The following is a 17,062-nucleotide window of genomic DNA, read 5'->3' on the forward strand; positions in this document are numbered from 1 at the left end:
AAAGATTGCCCATTATACTCCCAAAGCTTTGGGAACTTGAGTCACGCTACCCTGATGGTCTCAAGCGGATTAATGGGCCTTACTCCTAATATATGCTGGCAAGGCTCATCGGTTTGCCTGTGTTTACTTGGGGCATAGCTATGGTCTGTACCGACATTGCGCCAGTGTTCCTTAGTATTTTTGAAAGTTCATCTGGGGAAGAAAGCAACGTGCTTGAGCGGAGTGATGTTGTTGGCGTGCAGCCTGTTGCGCCCTGTCGGCTTTTTCTTGGCACAACGAAAAACGCCGCCCCAAGAGGAGCGGCGTTTCTTTTCCAGAAAGCTGTTCGGCTTTAGAAGCCAAGGCCTTCGTATTTCTTTTTGAACTTGGACACGCGTCCGCCAGCGTCGAGGAGGCGCGAGTTGCCGCCTGTCCATGCTGGGTGAACTGTTGGGTCAATATCAAGCGCAAGCGTGTCGCCTTCGGCGCCCCATGTGGAGCGCATCTTGAGCATTGTACCATCGGTCATTTTGACTTCGATGAAGTGGTAATCGGGGTGAATATCTTTTTTCATGGTGTCTCTCCCGCTTACGCTTCAGCGCGTGGCTTGTAGTTGGTGACTTCTGCGATACGGGCCGATTTGCCACGGCGTGCGCGCAGGTAGTACAGCTTGGCGCGACGAACGCGGCCACGACGTACTACTGTGATTTCGTCGATGTTTGTCGAGTGGAGCGGGAAGACCCGTTCTACACCTTCACCGAAGCTGATTTTGCGCACGGTGAACGAACCGTCGATGCCTTTGCCGTTCTTGCGGCTGATGCAAACGCCTTCGTAGTTCTGAACACGTGTGCGCGTGCCTTCGGTTACTTTAAAGCCAACGCGAATTGTGTCGCCTGCTTTGAAATCGGGGATCTTTTTCCCCAGCTCAGCAATCTGCTCAGCTTCGATTTGTCTCAGAAGGTCCATTGACCGTCTCCTAATTTTGCTCGCGGTTTTTCCACGAAGTTTTCGCGCGTCCCATAGCTCCGTGTCTTCGGTCGGGTCGCGTGCGCGCCCGCAGGAGGGTAGGCCGACATTGCTTGTCGTATGGGTGTGTTGCGAGGTGCTGAAGAAGGCACATAACACAATAAGCCCAGAGCCACGAAAGTGATTCCAGACTTGGCGGTTCTAGGGCCGATCGGCCTTTAGATCAAGGGGTTTTGGTGGCTTTCTGGTCGAGAAAGGCCTGCCACATGTCTGGGCGGCGCTCTTTGGTGAGATCTTCCGACATTTTGCGACGCCATTTGGCGATTTCGCCGTGGTGCCCGGACATGAGCACATCAGGGATACTGCGGCCCTCCCATTCGGGGGGCTTGGTGTATTGCGCGTGCTCCAGCAGGCCGTTTGAGTGGCTTTCCTCTTCGGTGCTGTCTGCATTGCCAAGCACACCCGGAATAAGGCGCACAGAGGCGTCCAGAAGGGCTTGGGCGGCGATTTCCCCCCCCGTGAGAACGTAGTCGCCCATGGACACTTCGACCACGCCGTAGTGGTCAAGAACCCGCTGGTCTACCCCCTCAAAACGCCCGCAAAGCAGCGTGGCCCCGGGGCCTGCGGCGAGAGATTTGGCCATGTTCTGTGTGAAGGGTTTGCCCCTTGGGCTCAAGTAAATAAGGGGGAGAGGGGCTTGCGCGCGTTTGCGCGCGGCCTCTATCGCAGCAGCCACCACATCAGGGCGCAGCACCATACCCGCACCGCCGCCTGCGGGCGTGTCATCGACGTTGCGGTGTTTGCCGATCCCGAAGGGGCGCAGATCAATTGCATCAAGCTGCCAAAGGCCGTCTTTGAGCGCTTTGCCTGTCAGGCTCTGACCCAGAACACCGGGAAAGGCATCGGGAAACAGCGTGATGACTTGCGCTGTCCAGACGTTGGCGAGCTGCTCGTCTTCCATCAAGGCACGCGGCTTGAAGGAGGGGCGGATAGCCTTGCGGCCGTGGGATTTGTTGGGCGTATCGGTCATGTCTGTGGCTTAGCGCTCAAGTCGCAGCATGTCACGGGTGATAATGATCTTCTCATAGCGCCGCAGATAGCTCATGCCGAGGAGGGAGCCTGCGAGGTCTCCCTCGTTGACATAGGCGCGCACGTTTTCATCAACGATTCCGTCGACATCAAAGCGCTCCAGAACAACTGGCGCGATGCGCACACGGCCATTGGCGGTATTTGCCGTGTGGATATAAGCCAACTGGTCGGCTGCGAGCCCTGCGCGCGCCGCGTCTTCCTGACTGAGCACAATACCCGTTGCGCCTGTATCAATGACAAAGCGAATTGCTGCGCCATTTATCTGTGCGTTCAAATAGTAGTGCCCGTTTGCTTCACGGGGCAGTTCTATGACGCCTGATGAGATGTTAACGCTCTGAGTGTTACGAAAAGGTGAAACCAGCGTATCGCCGAAGCTGTAAATGCCCAGAGCGACTGTGAGCACCAGAAGCCACCGCAGCATTTCCTGACCGAGGGGCGTCATATGTGCGCGGCGTTTCCAGAGCCGCAGCCCACCGAGAGCTGCGAGGACAAGCGCCAGTACAAAGAGGCCTTGCCAAAGCTCCATGGCTCAACCGCCCGCAAAGCCGAAGGCGCGTAGGCCATCGAGCACAAATTGAACGGCCAATGCCGCCAGCAACATGCCCAGGAGGCGGGTGGCCACATTGATCCCTGTCTTGCCCAAAGCGCGTTCGAGCAAAGCCGAGGCTTGCAGCGACAGGAAGACAACAAAAAGAACAACAGCAGTCATGCCGATAACAGCCAAAGTGCCTGTAATACCTGGCACTTGGCCGGCCAGAAGGATGACTGAAGCAATCGCACCGGGGCCTGCGAGCAAAGGCACCGCGAGGGGAAAGACCGAGGGATCATGGCTTGCGTCTGGTTCATCGGTGGCTTGGTCTTCGCGCCGTTTGGTGCGGCGCTCGAACAGCATTTCAAGGGCCGTCAGAAACAGCAGGATACCCCCCGCCACGCGGAAGGCAGGCATCGAGATTCCGATGAAGTGCATCAAGGCTTCGCCAAAGACGGTAAAGGCGGCAAGGATGAAGAAGGCCACGAGGCAGGCCCGCAAGGCGATGCGGCGGCGCTCAACTGTTGGTGTGCCTTGGGTGATGGTGGCAAAAATCGGCGTGAGAGCGATAGGGTCGATGATCACAAACAGGGTGGCAAAAGCTGAAATGATAAAAGCAGTGGTGATCAAGCTTCGGCCTCCTCAAGCTTGGCGAGCGCGGCTTCCCAGAGCGATTCGGCGCGTTTGAGCGCGGTTTTCAGCTCGCCGTCTTTGCGCCGCAGCTCGGGCACTGCGTGTTTGCGCTCCGAATACAGCGTTGGATCGGCCAACATTTCATCCATGCGGGCGCGCATTCTTTCAAGCTTTTCAACGCGCTCTTCGCATTTTCGCACCTCGGCGCGCAGCTCGAGAACAGAGAGGCGGGGCGCGCGTTTGGGCTTTTCGGGCTTTTGCGCCTCAATCTTTTTTTCAGATTTTTTTTCAGGCGCGCCAAGCAGCATGGCACGGTAGGTTTCCAGATCGCCTTCATAGGGCTTAACGGCCCCGTCTTTGACGAGCCAGAGCCGGTCTGCCACGAGGCTGAGCAGGTGCATATCGTGGCTCACCAGAATGACTGCACCCGTGTAGGCGGTGAGCGCTTCAACCAGCGCTTCGCGGCTTTCGATATCAAGGTGGTTTGTCGGTTCATCGAGGATCAAGAGATGCGGCGCATCAATCGTGGCGAGCATGAGCGAGAGACGTGCCTTTTGGCCACCCGAAAGCTTGCCCACGAGGGTCTCTGCCTGCTCGGCGCCGATGCCAAAGCCGCCAAGGCGCGCGCGCAGGCGGGCGGGTGCTTCGCTGGGGCGCAAGCGGCGGATGTGGTCGATCGGGGTTTCGTCGATGAAAAGCTCGTCCACCTGATGCTGGGCAAAGAAGCCCACACGCAGCTTGGAAGAGGTAACCATCTGGCCTTTCATGAGATCAAGGCGGCCAGAGAGCAGCTTGGAGAGCGTTGACTTGCCCTCACCATTGCGCCCGAGCAGCGCGATGCGGTCGTCCTGATCGATGCGCAGGTCAAGGTGGGAGAGGATCGCTTTGCCGTCATAGCCGACAGAGCCGCCCTCGACGCGGATGATGGGCGGCGAAAGCTCTTCGGGGGAGGGGAAGGTGAAGCGCTTGAGCGCGGCTTCTTGCGGTGTGGTGATGGGCTTGAGCTTGGCAATCGCCTTGATGCGCGACTGGGCCTGAACGGCCTTTGACGCCTTGGCGCGGAAGCGGTCTACAAAGCTTTGCAGGTGGGCTTTGCGCGCTTCGATCTTGCGGTTCTCGGATTCGGCCACGGCGAGGCGCGCGGCGCGGGTCTCGGCGAAGGTGTCATAGTTGCCTTGGTAGAGCGTCAGCTTTTTGTCTTCCAAATGCAGGATCGCGCCCACGGCACGGTTGAGCAAGCCACGGTCGTGACTGACGATGAGGACCGTATGCGGGTATTTCGCCAGATAGCTTTCAAGCCAGAGCGCGCCCTCAAGGTCGAGATAGTTGGTCGGCTCATCGAGCAGCAAGAGGTCTGGCTCGGAAAAGAGCACAGCCGCCAGCGCCACGCGCATCCGCCAGCCGCCAGAGAAGGCCGAGCAGGGCTGGTGCATCTCGTCGGCGGTAAAGCCAAGGCCACGCAGGATGGTTGAGGCGCGCGCCTCGGCGCTCCATGCGTCAATGTCCGCAAGCCGCGTCTGCACTTCGGCGATGCGGGCCGGATCTGTGCTCGTGTCTGCCAAAAGGTCGGCGCGCTCGATATCGGCGGCCAGCACTGTGTTGAGCAAGGAAACTTCATTGCCGGGCACTTCCTGCGCCACGCCACCGATGCGCGCGCGGGTTGGCAGGCTGAAAGAGCCTGTGTCCAGCGGCATTTCACCACGGATCACGCGGAAGAGCGTGGTCTTGCCTGTGCCGTTTCGGCCCACGAGGCCAACTTTGTGGCCAGTGGGAATAGAAACGGAGGCGTCCTCGATGAGGGGGCGGCCAGCGACGGAGTAGGATATGTTTTCAAGCTTGAGCATTCGGGCGACTTAGCAGAGCGCCGCCTGCCTTGCTAGAGGATATACGCGCAAGACATCGCTTGTGAGCCGCAAGAAAGCGGCGTAACCCTTCGGGGGTCGAACACAGGTTAACAAACGATGCCGCCACGCCAGCCCAAACTGATCACCCTTATTTTGCTCACAGCGATTTCAGTGCTCTCGCTGAATATGTTTTTGCCCGCTCTGGCGCAAATGGCTGTGAGCTTTGAAGTCAGCTATGCTGTGATATCAGTTGCCGTTGGCGGCTATATGGTTGTCTCTTCTGTGTTGCAGCTGATTATTGGGCCGCTGTCGGATATGTATGGCCGCAGGCCGGTTATACTGGGCAGTATGGCCCTGTTTTTGCTGGCCTCTCTGGGCTGTTACCTTGCCGAGAATGTCTGGCTGTTTCTGGCCTTTCGGATGCTGCAGGGCGCTGTCATTTCGGGGATGGTGCTGAGCCGTGCTGTGGTACGCGATATTGCTCCGCCCAGTGAGGCGGCGCGGCTCTTGGGGGTGATTGGCACGGCCATGGCGCTTGCGCCTCTCTTGGGGCCGGTTCTGGGCGGATTTCTGGGTGAAACCTTTGGCTGGCGGGCCAATTTTATGGCCTATGCTCTCATGGGGGCGTTTATGCTGGCGCTGAGCTGGCGCGACTTGAGCGAAACCAACCTCACGCCCTCTGACAGCTTTACGGCGCAGTTTCGCGCCTATCCCGAGCTGTTCAAGAGCGCTTTGTTCTGGGCCTATTGCCTCTGCCTTGGTGGCTCTGTGGGCGGGTTTTACGCCTTTTTGGGGGGCGCGGCCCTTGTGGGAGAGGGGCTCTTTGGCCTTACGCCCTCCCAGCTGGGTTTCGGGATCGGCTCCATTTCGGCGGGCTTTATGCTGGGCAACTTTCTCACGGGTCGCCTTTCGGGGCGTGTGAGCATGTTGCGCTTGATGTTCTGGGGCCGGATCTCGGCCACGTTCGGGCCGCTGCTTGCCATCACGGTTATGGCGCTTGGCGCGATGAACTTCTGGGTGATGTTTGCAGGGGCGATCTCTGTGGGGCTTGGCAACGGTCTGACGCTGCCCACGGCGAATGCGGGTGTGATGTCGGTCAATCCGCGTTTGGCAGGGAGCGCATCGGGGCTGTCTGGCGCGCTGACGATCCTTGGCGGGGCAGGGGCCACGGCACTCACCGGCGCTTTGGCTGGCGGGCCTTTGGGGGCGTATGTGTTGATGGGGCTTATGAGCGCCAGCTCGGGTGTGGGCCTTCTGGCTGTGCTCTGGATCGGCAGGCTGGAGCGCGCTCAATAGCGCTTTTCAAAGCGCGGGCCACATGATAGCAGGGCGCAAATTCAACCTTTTTGACAGCAACAGGAGCCTAAAAACATGGCCATTCAACGCACATTCTCGATCATTAAACCAGACGCAACAAAGCGCAACCTGACAGGCCAGATTGCGGCCAAGTTTGAGGCTGCTGGCCTTCGCATTGTTGCTTCAAAGCGCATCCAGATGACACTTGCCCAAGCGCAGCAGTTTTACGGTGTCCACTCAGAGCGCCCCTTCTTTGACGAACTCTGCGAATTCATGATCTCCGAGCCAATCGTTGTACAGGTTCTGGAAGGCGAAGACGCCATCGCGAAGAACCGTGAAGTTATGGGCGCAACAAACCCAGCTGACGCTGCCGAAGGCACGATCCGCAAGGAATTCGCGCTCTCAATCGGTGAGAACTCGGTACACGGTTCTGACGCGCCAGAGACAGCTGCTGAAGAAATCGCTTTCTTCTTCTCAGGTCTTGAACTGGTCGGCTAAGCCTTCTTTTCGACCACACCAATAACATCAAGGGCCGCCTCAAGCTGAGAGCGGCCCTTGTCATGTCTGCTGGCCTTGAGCGCATCAAAAATTAGGCGAAGCTTTTGTTTTTCCTCGCCTTTACAGTCATTCCACGGGCGGCCTTGCAAGGCCATGTGGAGCGCATAATAGGCAATAAAGTGGGGGCGGCTCCCCGCGCTGAGCAAGCGGCCATAGGCAGCATCAGCGCCAAGCGCGCGCAGCTCTTCGGCTGTGGCGATGCCAACCGCGTTGAAGGCGCTTTCCATGGCGGGGCCAAGGTTGCGGATGCTAGAGATAGGTGTGCCCATGCCCGCCAGTCTAGACGAGCGCACAGGGCCTGTCAGCTTAAAGCGATGCGTAGTCTGTGATGACGGGCGCTTTGGGCGCGGGGCGCTCCTGATTGCCAATGGGCGCGGATGTTTGGGGCTGTGAAGCGGGCATGAAAGCCTCCTCATGGCGTTTGATCTCTCCTGCTAGTCTAGCCATTCACTTAGCCAAATAAGGGGCTGCAATGTGGTGAAACTATGAAAGCCGAAGAGGCGTGAAACATAAGTGGTATTTTTTGCACAAGTTGCGGGTTTGAGCGCTTGACGCGGGCTGGGGCTGCGCATATGACCTGCCTCACGCTTTGGAGCATCTGAAGCGTGCAGTGAGCGGTTGTAGCTCAGATGGTTAGAGTACCGGCCTGTCACGCCGGGGGTCGCGGGTTCGAGCCCCGTCAACCGCGCCACACTGCACTTGAAGATGCTCTTGAGAAGATGCGCGGTTGTAGCTCAGCTGGTTAGAGTACCGGCCTGTCACGCCGGGGGTCGCGGGTTCGAGCCCCGTCAACCGCGCCACTTTCTCCCTTCCTTAACAGTAGGTAAACGATGCGCGGTGCACTTCAGAACATATCCTGGCTTGTTGTGCTGATTCTCGTGGTGTTTCTGGGCTTTGCGCCATTTGTTCCCGAGCCTCATATTTGGGAAAAGTTGAAATTATTATTTGCTGGCGAATTGCGCGCGGCTGTCGATGTGTTTGATCTTGTGATGCATGGCGCGCCCTTTCTTCTGGCGCTGGCCAAACTCGCAGAACATAAAACACGCCCAACAAATTGATTCTCATTTTGCTGCGCAGGGGTTAAACCTGTGTGAAACGCCCGAACACGAGAGCGAGCAGAGTGATGAGTAAGCCTTCAAAGTACAAGATTGCAGCTGTGACCATGCTGCGCGATGACCTTTTTTTCCTCAAGATATGGCTGGAGTATTACGGCGAGATGCTGGGGCGGGAGAACTGCTATATCGTCAACCACGGGCACACGCCCGAGGTGGCCGAAATGGCCAAGGGCTGCAACATCATCGGCATTCCCGGAGATCACCACAAGAACTTCGATATGAAGCGCTGGCGCTTGCTCAACAACATTGTGCAGGGGCTGAACGCCTATCATGACCATGTGATCGTGGGGGATGTGGACGAGCTTGTGGTGCTTGACCCAGAGCTTGGGAGCCTGCCTGCGTTTCTCTCCAAGCAAAAGCAGCGCCAAGTGATCACGCCCTTGGGGCTGGAGGTGATCCACCGTCTCGACATTGAAGAAAAACCGATTGAAAACAAGGTTCTCGGCCCGCGCAGGCATGTGAGGATCGCGCCGCATTACTCCAAGCCCTGCATCATCTCGGCTGGGGTCAAGATCGCCCGTGGCGGGCATTTTACCCAGTATGAGAAGATCAATGCGCCTGAGGGGCTGTATCTCTTTCACCTCAAGTTTTGTGACTTTGCCGAATACACCCGCGCGATGGACCGCCGCAACGCGATCACCGAAGAGATCGGCGCGACCAAGAAAGAGGCCGCGATTGGCGGTCACTGGTTTGCCGATGCGCGGGGCGAAGACCGCGACGTCTTTGAAACCATGGGTAAATTCGAGATGAAAGAAGGCTTTGATGTGGGCTTTTACCGCCAAGCCATGATCGACAGCTTCGAGCCACGTGGCGACACGGGGTTTTACCACTTCGAGCGCCCTGACTATGAGGTGCAATTTAGGCTGCCAGAGCGATTTGCCGGGGTTTTCTGAGGAGGCGTGGTGGGTTTGCACCCACCCTACGAAGGCGCGTTAACTTTTGGCAGGAAGCGCTGATTCCGGGGGGGTGATATGTGTGCACCCCCTGTGCACCCTGCGTGCACCGCCAAAACGCAGGTTTTCAGGCTCCCCCAAACGTAAACGCCGCGCACGGGCGGTTAAGCTCATGCGCGGCGTTTGTTAACTTTTGGCGGTTTCAGCTCAGGCGAGCATGGCCATCGGGTTTTCCAGATTGTCGACGATGTGCTTGAGCAGCTCGGCCCCGAGCGCGCCGTCAATCACGCGGTGATCAACAGACATTGTCACAGACATGACCGTTGCCACTGTCAGCTCGCCGTCAGCGCCGACCACAGGCTTTTTGACGCCTGCGCCCACAGCAAGGATACCTGCGTGGGGCGGGTTTACGATGGCATCAAAGTTGTCGATGCCCATCATCCCGAGATTTGAAATGGCGAAGCTGCCGCCTTGGTACTCGTGCGGCGCAAGCTTGCGGTCACGGGCGCGGGCGGCGAGATCTTTCATCTCGGTGGAGAGTGCCGAGAGAGACTTCATTTCGGCGTCCTGCAAGACGGGTGTAAAGAGGCCACCCTCGATGGCGACAGCAACAGCCACATCAGAGGCTTTCATCTGAAGCACACGATCGCCCGCCCAGACAGCATTGGCCGTGGGCACGGCTTGCAGCGCCAGCGCGGTTGCCTTGATGATGAAGTCATTGACCGAGAGCTTCACGCCACGGCCCTCAAGCTGCTTGTTGAGCTGGGCGCGGAAGGCCATGAGCGCATCAAGCTTGATATCGCGGCGCAGGTAGAAGTGCGGCACGGTTTGCTTGGCCTCGGTGAGGCGGGCGGCGATGGTTTTGCGCATGCCGTTGAGGCTGATCTCTTCGTAGGTGCGGCCCTCATAGGCGCGGGCCACCATGTCTGCGCTCGGGCTTGAGGGCATGGCCGCGGCGGGCGCGGCGGCGGCGGCCTGAGCCGTGGGCGCTGCACTACTTGGCTTGGCCTCAAGCACATCGGCTTTTACGATACGGCCTTTGGGGCCTGAGCCGGTGATCTGGGTCAGGTCGAGGCCCTTATCGGCGGCGATGCGGCGCGCGAGCGGTGAGGCAAAGATGCGCGCGCCGTCTTTCTTGGGTGCGGCGGGGGCAGGGGCTGCGGGCGCGTCAGCGGCCGCCTTCGGGGCCTCTTCCTTGCCCGCGTCAGCCGCCTTTGGCGCTTCTGCGGCTTTGGCTGGGGCTGCGCCAATGTCTGATGCGCTTTCGCCCTCTTCCAGAAGCACGGCGATGGCGGTGTTCACTTTCACGCCTTCTGTGCCTTCGGCGATGAGCAGCTTGCCGACGATACCTTCGTCGACGGCTTCAAACTCCATCGTGGCCTTGTCTGTTTCGATCTCGGCAAGCAGGTCGCCCGAGGAGACGGTGTCGCCCTCTTTGACGAGCCATTTTGCAAGCGTGCCTTCTTCCATCGTGGGGGAGAGGGCGGGCATGAGGATTTCTGTTGGCATGATCGCGCTCCCTTAGCGGTAGGTGACTTGTTTGACGGTGGCGACGACCTCGTCGGTGGTGACCAGCGCGTGCTTTTCGAGGTTGGCAGCGTAGGGCATGGGAACATCCTTGCCTGTGCAGCTCAAGACGGGTGCATCGAGGTAGTCAAATGCACGGGTCATGATGGTGGCTGCGAGGTGGTTGCCCATAGAGGCGACGGGCCAGCCTTCTTCGACTGTCACGCAGCGGTTGGTCTTCATGACCGAGGCGATGACGGTGTCATAATCAATCGGGCGCAGCGTGCGCAGGTCGATGACTTCGGCCGAAATGCCTTCTTCGGCGAGCTTTTCAGCCGCTTCCAGCGCATATGTCATGCCGATGCCGAAGCTGACGATGGTCACGTCGGTGCCTTCACGCCAGATGCGGGCTTTGCCGAACGGAACGGTGTAGTCATCCATGACGGGGACATCGAATGTCTTGCCATAGAGGATCTCGTTTTCGAGGAAGATCACCGGATTGGGATCGCGGATCGCTGTTTTCATGAGGCCCTTATAGTCAGAGGCCGAGTAGGGCATGACGACTTTGAGGCCCGGGATCTGGGCGTACCATGCGGCGTAGTCCTGTGAGTGCTGCGCACCCACGCGGGCGGCGGCACCGTTGGGGCCACGGAAGACCATGGGCGCGCCCATCTGGCCACCTGACATATAGAGCGTCTTGGCGGCGGAGTTGATGATGTGGTCAATCGCCTGCATGGCGAAGTTGAATGTCATGAACTCGACAATCGGCTTGAGGCCCCCAAAAGCCGCGCCTGTGGCGATGCCGGCAAAGCCGTGCTCTGTGATGGGCGTGTCGATGACGCGCTTGGAGCCGAATTCGGCCAGCATGCCTTGGGTGATTTTGTAGGCGCCTTCATATTCGGCGACTTCTTCGCCCATGATGAAGACATCTTCGTCGCGGCGCATTTCTTCTGACATGGCTTCGCGCAGGGCTTCACGCACGGTTTGTTGCTTCAGCTCGGTGCCTTCGGGCCAGTCGGGGCTGGTGTTGGCCACGGGGGCTGCTGCGGCCGGGGCAGCGGCTTGCGCTGGCACAGATGCGGGCGCGGCGGCGGCTGGTGCTGCGGCCTCGGCCGCACTTGCGCTCATGTCTTCGCCTTCTTCGCCGATGATGGCGATGGGGGTGTTCACCTTCACGCCTTCGGTGCCTTCGGCGATGAGCAGTTTGCCGATGACGCCTTCGTCAACCGCTTCAAACTCCATCGTGGCTTTGTCTGTTTCGATTTCGGCGATGATATCGCCTGAATTTACGGTGTCGCCTTCTTTGACCATCCATTTGGCCAATGTGCCTTCTTCCATGGTTGGCGAGAGGGCGGGCATGAGAATTTCGATTGCCATTGTGTGTGTCTCCCTCAGGCTTCTTGCGGAATTTCGTCGGCGTAAATGTCTGTCCAAAGCTCGCTCAGGGCGGGCTCGGGGCTCTCTTTGGCAAAGTCGGCGCTTGCGTTGACCACGGCCTTGATCTCTTTGTCGATCTCTTTGAGCTCTTCTTCGGTGGCGTGGTTGCCTTGCAAAAGCATGCTGCGCACGCTTTCGATGGGGTCACGCTCTTCGCGCATTTTCTGCACCTCTTCACGGGTGCGGTATTTGGCGGGGTCTGACATGGAGTGGCCACGGTAGCGGTATGTTTTCACTTCCAGAATGTAGGGGCCTTCGCCCGAACGGCAGTGGGCGGTGGCCTTTTCGGAGGCGGCTTGCACGGCCAGAACATCCATACCATCCACCAGCTCACCCGCGATGCCGAAGGCGGCGCCGCGTGTGTAAAGGTCGGGTGTTGATGTCGAGCGCGCTTGCGAGGTGCCCATGGCGTATTGGTTGTTTTCGATCACGAAAATCACCGGCAGCTTCCAGAGTGCGGCCATGTTGAAGGTTTCATAGATCTGGCCCTGGTTGGCCGCACCATCGCCGAAGTAGGCGAAGGTGACATTGTCGTTGCCTTTATACTTGTCTGAAAAGGCAAGGCCCGCACCCAGCGGCACTTGCGCTGCAACGATGCCGTGGCCACCGTAGAAATGTTTCTCCTTGGAGAACATGTGCATGGAGCCGCCTTTGCCCTTGGAGTAGCCGCCTTCGCGGCCTGTGAGCTCGGCCATCACGCCGTTGGGGTCCATGCCGCAGGCGAGCATGTGGCCGTGGTCGCGGTAAGAGGTGATGCGTTTGTCACCGTCTTTGGCCGCAGCCTCAAGGCCCACAACAACCGCTTCCTGACCGATGTAGAGGTGGCAGAATCCGCCGATCAGGCCCATGCCGTAGAGCTGGCCAGCCTTTTCCTCGAATCGCCGAATGAGCAACATGTCTTTGTAGAAGGCTCTAAGCTCTTCCGCAGAAGTATTTGATTTCGCTTTGGTTTTACGGGCGGCCATGCGCTGCGTCCCCCTTCGGTCACAATTAGTTTAGCGTTAAACTATTAATTACACGAAATTATCTTGCGAGGCGAGGATTTATTTGAAACGCCCCGCTTGAGCCTGCTTAAGACAGGCAGCCAGAGAGTGCGACCTCGGCCACAGCGCTGCCTGTGAAGGGCGCTGAGAGCGTTTGGCCGCCTTGGCTGTAAGACACAGTCGCGCCGTCGATTTCTGAGCCGGTCACGGTGATTTCGCGTTGGCCTATCGTGTCATCCACATCAATTGTGAAGGCGATGGCGGCATTGGGGGCGAGGCTGCGAATGTCGAGTGTGAGCGCTGATTGCCCGTCTTGCACCTGAGGCGCGTTGGTGAGCGCCTCTTGCCCGGAGACGACCTCAAAGGGCTGGAAGACCTGCACCCCTGCGCCTTGGGCGGTCACATCAAAGATCAGCCCGCCTTTTGACGGGGAGAGATCGAGCACCACTGTGGCATCCTCGAGCGCGCAAGCGCCTGTGTTGAGCAGGGTGAAGCGGTCTTTTGGCGCGCCTTCGGTAAAGGTGACGCGCAGGTCGGCCCATGCGGGTGTCGATAGGGCAAGTGAGGCCATGACCAACGTCATGCATAGGGCTTTGGGGGGTGTTTTCATAACAATCTACTCATAACAGGTCTCGGTTGGCGAAAGGCCACCTTTTGCACAGTATACACAGAGAGCGCCATTTGGCGCAGAGCTTTTTGAGAAAGCTTCAGAGCGGGTGGTGCTGTAAAGGGCGCGTTAGCGGATGACGATTTCGTCGGCGCGCACGTAGCCAAGGATATCACGGGCGCGCTCGCTCAGCAGATCGAGGTCGAGAAAATCATCTGACAGGCGCATTGTGAGGTTTTCCATGCGGGCCACGCGCGCTTCGAGCGCGGTCAGCTCCAGTGCAAGGGCGCGCTGCTCTGCTTCGATTTCGGAGCGGCGGAAGAGCCCGTAGTCGCCCTGAATGGCGGCAAAGACAAAATAAAGCGTCAGGCTGAAGGCAACGGCAAAAAACACCAGAGGCCCAACGGCAGGTGATTTGCGGGTGTTGGTTGCGTTCATTTTGTCTCATGCCTCATGCGCGCTTTGGAGCGGGCTTTATTTTTATCGCCTCTTCTGGGCGTATTCCATCATGCCAAAAGCACGGGGGATTTGGAAGATGTGACGCAACGGTTTTGTTGGCTTTGAGTTTGATGCGAGTCCTAAATGCAACATGGATGTCAGGGAGGGACGGTGTGCAGACTTACGGGGACTACGAGGCGCGGGTGCGCGAGAGCTTCGGGCGCCAGAATATGATGGCAGAACTGGGGGTTGAACTGGTTTCGGTGGCGGCGGGTGAAGTGGCTTTCGAGATGCCCTTTCAGGCGCGGTTTGGCCAGCAGCACGGGTTTTTGCACGCTGGGGCCATAAGCGCGGCGCTTGATTCTGCGGCTGGCTTTGCCGCCCTTTCGGTTATGCCTGAAGAGGCGGGGGTGCTGACCATCGAGATGAAAGTCTCGCTGATGCGCGTGGCCAAGGCACCACGGTTTTGCTTTGTGGGCAAAGTGGTGAAAGCCGGGCGCAGTGTGACCTTTGCCGAGGCTGTGGCCTACGGGCTTGAGGCAGACGGGCGCAAGCAGGAGATCGCCAGGCTGAGTGCCAGTATGATGGTGGTCAGCGGGCGCGACGGCGTTGTGGGCTAAGTCTTTTGGCGCGGTGGCCTAGCCGCCGAGAGCGGCCACGCCGGGGAGGGTTTTGCCTTCCATCCATTCCAGGAATGCGCCGCCAGCTGTGGAGATATAGCTGAAATCATCTGCCGCATCAGCCGCATTCAGCGCCGCCACCGTATCGCCGCCGCCGGCAACGGTGACAAGGCCGCCTGCGCGCGTGAGCGCAGCAGCTTTTTGGGCCGCAGCAACAGTGGCTGTGTCAAAGGGCGCGATCTCGAAGGCGCCGAGCGGGCCGTTCCAGATCAGGGTTTTGAGCCCCTCAAGCGCTGTGAGAATAGCGGCGGTGCTGGCCGGGCCTGCATCGAGCACCATCTGGTCGTCTTCCAGCACGGTGCCCGCACCGAGCGGGAGTGTCTCAAACGCGGCACCTGCTTTGAAAGCGCGGGCCACTGCGCCGTCGGTGGGCAGGATGAGCTGGCAGCCTGTTGCCTCTGCCTTGGCCATTATCTCGCGGGCGGTGTCGAGCATATCGGCCTCAACGAGCGACGCGCCGAGGTCTGCGCCTTTGGCCATGAGGAAGGTGTTGGCCATGCCGCCACCGATGATGAGGGTATCGAGCTTTTCGACAAGGTTGGAGAGCAGGTCGAGCTTGGTGCTGACTTTGGCCCCGCCCACAACCGCGCCTACGGGGCGGGTGGGCTTGGCGAGCGCGCCTTCAAGCGCTGTCAGCTCGGCTTGCATGAGGCGGCCTGCGCAGGAGGGCAGCAGGCGCGCGACACCTTCTGTCGAGGCATGCGCGCGGTGGGCGGCGGAGAAGGCATCATTGCAGTAGACATCGCCCAAGCTGGCGAGGCGGGCGGCAAAGGCCGGATCATTGGCCTCTTCGCCTGCATGAAAGCGGATGTTCTCGATCAGGATGACTTCGGCGGCGCGGGCCTCTTCGGTGAGGTTTTCGGCGGCGTCCAGTGTTTCAACGAAGGACACGCTGTGGCCCAAGGCCTTTTCAAGCGCAGGCAGCACAACGCGCAGGCTCATATCGAGCACAACCTTGCCCTTGGGGCGGCCAAAGTGGGCGATGAGCAGGGGTGTGCCGCCTTTGGCGAGGATGGCCTCAACAGTTGGCACAATGCGCTCGATGCGGGTGGCATCGGAGACAACACCGTTTTGCACGGGCACGTTGATGTCGACACGGGTGAGCACGCGTTTGCCTGTGAGATCCAAATCGTCCAGTGTCATCCATCCCATCGGTCGTCTCTCCCTAATACACGTGTTGGGCTGGGGTTTGGCGCGATTGTGCGCAATCGTCAAGCTCTGGCCGCCTGCGGGCTTGTCGCGGGGCGCTTTGGGCCTTAGGTATCTCGCAATCAAAATGACAGGAGCGCCCGATGGCCGACTATAAAGACCCGGAAAACACAATTCTGATCGAACTCAAAGATGGCACCGTTGTCATCGAGCTTATGCCCGATATTGCGCCGGCGCATTGCGACCGCATGAAAGAGCTGGCGCGCGCTGGCAAATACGACAACGTCGCCTTTCACCGCGTGATTGACGGCTTTATGGCCCAGACCGGCGATGTCCAGCACGCCAACATGGAAGTGGATTACAACCCCGGCCGCGCAGGCACAGGCGGCTCTGATATGCCTGATCTGCCAGCCGAGTTTGGCCGTATTCCCCATGCACGCGGCTCGATTGGCGCGGCGCGTTCGGCCAACCCGAACTCGGCCAACAGCCAGTTTTTCATCAACTTCAAAGACAATGACTTCCTCAACGGCCAGTACACCGTCTATGGGCAGGTCACATCTGGCATGGAGCATGTTGACAAGATCGCCCGTGGCGAGCCACCGATGAACCCGGATCGTATGATCAGTGTGAAGGTTGCTGCAGATGCGTAAGCTTGCGTTTGCACTTGCCATGTTGGCTGCCAGCCCTGCGCTGGCCACGGGCCTCAAGATCGAGGTTGCGGGCGAAGCGAGTGGTGTGATCACGATCGACTTGCTTGAAGACGTGGCACCCAAGCACGTGGAGCAGATTGCGGCCCTGGCGGCAGAGGGCCAATATGACGGGGTGGCGTTTCACCGCGTGATTGAGGGCTTCATGGCGCAGACGGGCGATGTGGTGAATGGCAAGGTCGAAGGTGGAAACATGGCTATGGCAGGGACGGGCGGCTCAGACCGTGCGGATCTGAAGGCGGAGTTTTCAGACATCCCGTATGAGCGCGGTATTGTCGGCATGGCGCGCAGCCAGAGCCCTGATTCTGCGAACAGCCAGTTTTTCATCATGTTCACCGAGTATCCCTCGCTCAACGGGCAATACACCGTTGTGGGCCGTGTGACGGACGGGCTTGATGTGCTGGATGCGATCAAGCTTGGCAAAGGGCGCAACGGCGCTGTGATTGGCGCGCCTGATTATATGAAGAGCGTGACAGTGACCGAGTGAGCAAAGCTCTGCTGACGACACGTTACGGAGGGCGGCCCTGTTTCGGGGCCGCCCTTTGCTTTTGGGCGCTGTGAGCACAAGGCGCGCGCGATGCGCGCACAGGGTTTGCGCGCCCCTGACGGGGCACGCGGTGTCGGGGCTTCGCCCCGCTTCAAAAGCCTTGCGG

General features: G+C 59.2%; 21 protein-coding genes and 2 tRNA genes. 9 read left to right on the forward strand and 14 right to left on the reverse strand.

Annotated features, from left to right (window positions below; translation table 11 throughout):
* Window positions 1-331: 331 nt before the first annotated feature.
* The 6 genes from rpmE to ACTG3X_RS08080 form a co-directional block, all read right to left on the reverse strand.
* Window positions 332-553 carry a 50S ribosomal protein L31 gene (gene rpmE, locus ACTG3X_RS08055; protein ID WP_439110741.1) on the reverse strand — a complete coding sequence of 74 codons (222 nt, stop codon included), beginning with the start codon at window positions 551-553 and terminating at the stop codon, window positions 332-334.
* A 14-nt stretch (window positions 554-567) separates the two neighbouring features.
* Window positions 568-945 carry a 50S ribosomal protein L19 gene (gene rplS, locus ACTG3X_RS08060; protein WP_439110742.1) on the reverse strand — a complete coding sequence of 126 codons (378 nt, stop codon included), beginning with the start codon at window positions 943-945 and terminating at the stop codon, window positions 568-570.
* A 223-nt stretch (window positions 946-1,168) separates the two neighbouring features.
* On the reverse strand, window positions 1,169-1,975 hold the full coding sequence (trmD, locus tag ACTG3X_RS08065) for a tRNA (guanosine(37)-N1)-methyltransferase TrmD (RefSeq protein ID WP_439110743.1): 807 nt from the start codon (window positions 1,973-1,975) through the stop codon (window positions 1,169-1,171).
* A gap of 9 nt (window positions 1,976-1,984) precedes the next feature.
* Complete coding sequence (locus ACTG3X_RS08070) at window positions 1,985-2,560, reverse strand: retropepsin-like aspartic protease family protein (RefSeq protein ID WP_439110744.1); 576 nt, start codon at window positions 2,558-2,560, stop codon at window positions 1,985-1,987.
* A gap of 3 nt (window positions 2,561-2,563) precedes the next feature.
* Window positions 2,564-3,190: a MarC family protein gene (locus tag ACTG3X_RS08075; protein WP_439110860.1), complete on the reverse strand. Its 627-nt coding sequence runs from the start codon at window positions 3,188-3,190 to the stop codon at window positions 2,564-2,566.
* Window positions 3,190-5,040, reverse strand: coding sequence for an ATP-binding cassette domain-containing protein (locus ACTG3X_RS08080; RefSeq protein ID WP_439110745.1), 1,851 nt, complete (start codon window positions 5,038-5,040; stop codon window positions 3,190-3,192). The genes ACTG3X_RS08075 and ACTG3X_RS08080 overlap by 1 nt, the downstream gene beginning before the upstream one ends.
* Window positions 5,041-5,157: 117 nt before the next feature.
* On the opposite strand from ACTG3X_RS08080, the gene ACTG3X_RS08085 reads away from it, so the two are divergent.
* Complete coding sequence (locus ACTG3X_RS08085) at window positions 5,158-6,336, forward strand: multidrug effflux MFS transporter (RefSeq protein ID WP_439110746.1); 1,179 nt, start codon at window positions 5,158-5,160, stop codon at window positions 6,334-6,336.
* 75 nt (window positions 6,337-6,411) lie between these two features.
* Window positions 6,412-6,834: a nucleoside-diphosphate kinase gene (gene ndk / locus ACTG3X_RS08090; protein ID WP_439110747.1), complete on the forward strand. Its 423-nt coding sequence runs from the start codon at window positions 6,412-6,414 to the stop codon at window positions 6,832-6,834.
* On the opposite strand, the gene ACTG3X_RS08095 is transcribed toward ndk, so the two are convergent.
* Window positions 6,831-7,163, reverse strand: coding sequence for a TfoX/Sxy family protein (locus tag ACTG3X_RS08095; protein ID WP_439110748.1), 333 nt, complete (start codon window positions 7,161-7,163; stop codon window positions 6,831-6,833). The genes ndk and ACTG3X_RS08095 overlap by 4 nt on opposite strands.
* 37 nt (window positions 7,164-7,200) lie before the next feature.
* The gene (locus ACTG3X_RS08100; RefSeq protein WP_439110749.1) at window positions 7,201-7,341 is read right to left on the reverse strand and encodes a hypothetical protein; all 141 of its coding nucleotides are present in this window, start codon (window positions 7,339-7,341) and stop codon (window positions 7,201-7,203) included.
* A 167-nt stretch (window positions 7,342-7,508) separates the two neighbouring features.
* On the opposite strand from ACTG3X_RS08100, the gene ACTG3X_RS08105 reads away from it, so the two are divergent.
* The 4 genes from ACTG3X_RS08105 to ACTG3X_RS08120 all read left to right on the forward strand — a co-directional run bounded on the left by ACTG3X_RS08105 (window position 7,509) and on the right by ACTG3X_RS08120 (window position 8,902).
* Window positions 7,509-7,585: transfer RNA gene (locus tag ACTG3X_RS08105), tRNA-Asp, on the forward strand.
* Between the two features lie 32 nt (window positions 7,586-7,617).
* Window positions 7,618-7,694, forward strand: a tRNA-Asp gene (locus tag ACTG3X_RS08110).
* A 30-nt stretch (window positions 7,695-7,724) separates the two neighbouring features.
* Window positions 7,725-7,952, forward strand: coding sequence for an RND transporter (locus ACTG3X_RS08115; RefSeq protein WP_439110750.1), 228 nt, complete (start codon window positions 7,725-7,727; stop codon window positions 7,950-7,952).
* A gap of 65 nt (window positions 7,953-8,017) precedes the next feature.
* Complete coding sequence (locus ACTG3X_RS08120) at window positions 8,018-8,902, forward strand: glycosyltransferase family 2 protein (RefSeq protein WP_439110751.1); 885 nt, start codon at window positions 8,018-8,020, stop codon at window positions 8,900-8,902.
* Between the two features lie 207 nt (window positions 8,903-9,109).
* Here ACTG3X_RS08120 and ACTG3X_RS08125 read toward each other — a convergent pair whose 3' ends face one another.
* The 5 genes from ACTG3X_RS08125 to ACTG3X_RS08145 form a co-directional block, all read right to left on the reverse strand.
* Window positions 9,110-10,411, reverse strand: a complete 1,302-nt coding sequence (locus ACTG3X_RS08125) for a pyruvate dehydrogenase complex dihydrolipoamide acetyltransferase (RefSeq protein ID WP_439110752.1) — start codon at window positions 10,409-10,411, stop codon at window positions 9,110-9,112.
* A 12-nt stretch (window positions 10,412-10,423) separates the two neighbouring features.
* Complete coding sequence (locus ACTG3X_RS08130) at window positions 10,424-11,785, reverse strand: pyruvate dehydrogenase complex E1 component subunit beta (RefSeq protein WP_439110753.1); 1,362 nt, start codon at window positions 11,783-11,785, stop codon at window positions 10,424-10,426.
* A 14-nt stretch (window positions 11,786-11,799) separates the two neighbouring features.
* Window positions 11,800-12,810 (reverse strand): pyruvate dehydrogenase (acetyl-transferring) E1 component subunit alpha, encoded by a 1,011-nt coding sequence (pdhA, locus tag ACTG3X_RS08135; protein WP_439110754.1) that lies wholly within the window; start codon window positions 12,808-12,810, stop codon window positions 11,800-11,802.
* 106 nt (window positions 12,811-12,916) lie between these two features.
* Entirely contained in the window at window positions 12,917-13,399 is a 483-nt protein-coding gene (locus tag ACTG3X_RS08140) for an aggregation factor core (protein ID WP_439110755.1), read from the reverse strand.
* 165 nt (window positions 13,400-13,564) lie between these two features.
* Window positions 13,565-13,873, reverse strand: a complete 309-nt coding sequence (locus ACTG3X_RS08145) for an FtsB family cell division protein (RefSeq protein WP_439110756.1) — start codon at window positions 13,871-13,873, stop codon at window positions 13,565-13,567.
* Between the two features lie 173 nt (window positions 13,874-14,046).
* On the opposite strand from ACTG3X_RS08145, the gene ACTG3X_RS08150 reads away from it, so the two are divergent.
* Window positions 14,047-14,493 (forward strand): PaaI family thioesterase, encoded by a 447-nt coding sequence (locus ACTG3X_RS08150; RefSeq protein WP_439110757.1) that lies wholly within the window; start codon window positions 14,047-14,049, stop codon window positions 14,491-14,493.
* A gap of 18 nt (window positions 14,494-14,511) precedes the next feature.
* Here the strand turns inward: ACTG3X_RS08150 and ACTG3X_RS08155 are convergent, their stop codons facing one another.
* Complete coding sequence (locus tag ACTG3X_RS08155; RefSeq protein ID WP_439110758.1) at window positions 14,512-15,705, reverse strand: phosphoglycerate kinase; 1,194 nt, start codon at window positions 15,703-15,705, stop codon at window positions 14,512-14,514.
* 140 nt (window positions 15,706-15,845) lie between these two features.
* Here ACTG3X_RS08155 and ACTG3X_RS08160 point away from each other — a divergent pair, with 140 nt between their 5' ends.
* Both ACTG3X_RS08160 and ACTG3X_RS08165 read left to right on the forward strand, forming a co-directional pair.
* Window positions 15,846-16,352, forward strand: a complete 507-nt coding sequence (locus ACTG3X_RS08160) for a peptidylprolyl isomerase (protein ID WP_439110759.1) — start codon at window positions 15,846-15,848, stop codon at window positions 16,350-16,352.
* Entirely contained in the window at window positions 16,345-16,896 is a 552-nt protein-coding gene (locus ACTG3X_RS08165; RefSeq protein WP_439110760.1) for a peptidylprolyl isomerase, read from the forward strand. The genes ACTG3X_RS08160 and ACTG3X_RS08165 overlap by 8 nt, the downstream gene beginning before the upstream one ends.
* Window positions 16,897-17,062: the final 166 nt, after the last annotated feature.

It is taken from the genome of Lentibacter sp., assembly GCF_965658795.1.
In the GTDB taxonomy this organism is placed as follows: Bacteria; Pseudomonadota; Alphaproteobacteria; order Rhodobacterales; family Rhodobacteraceae; genus Lentibacter.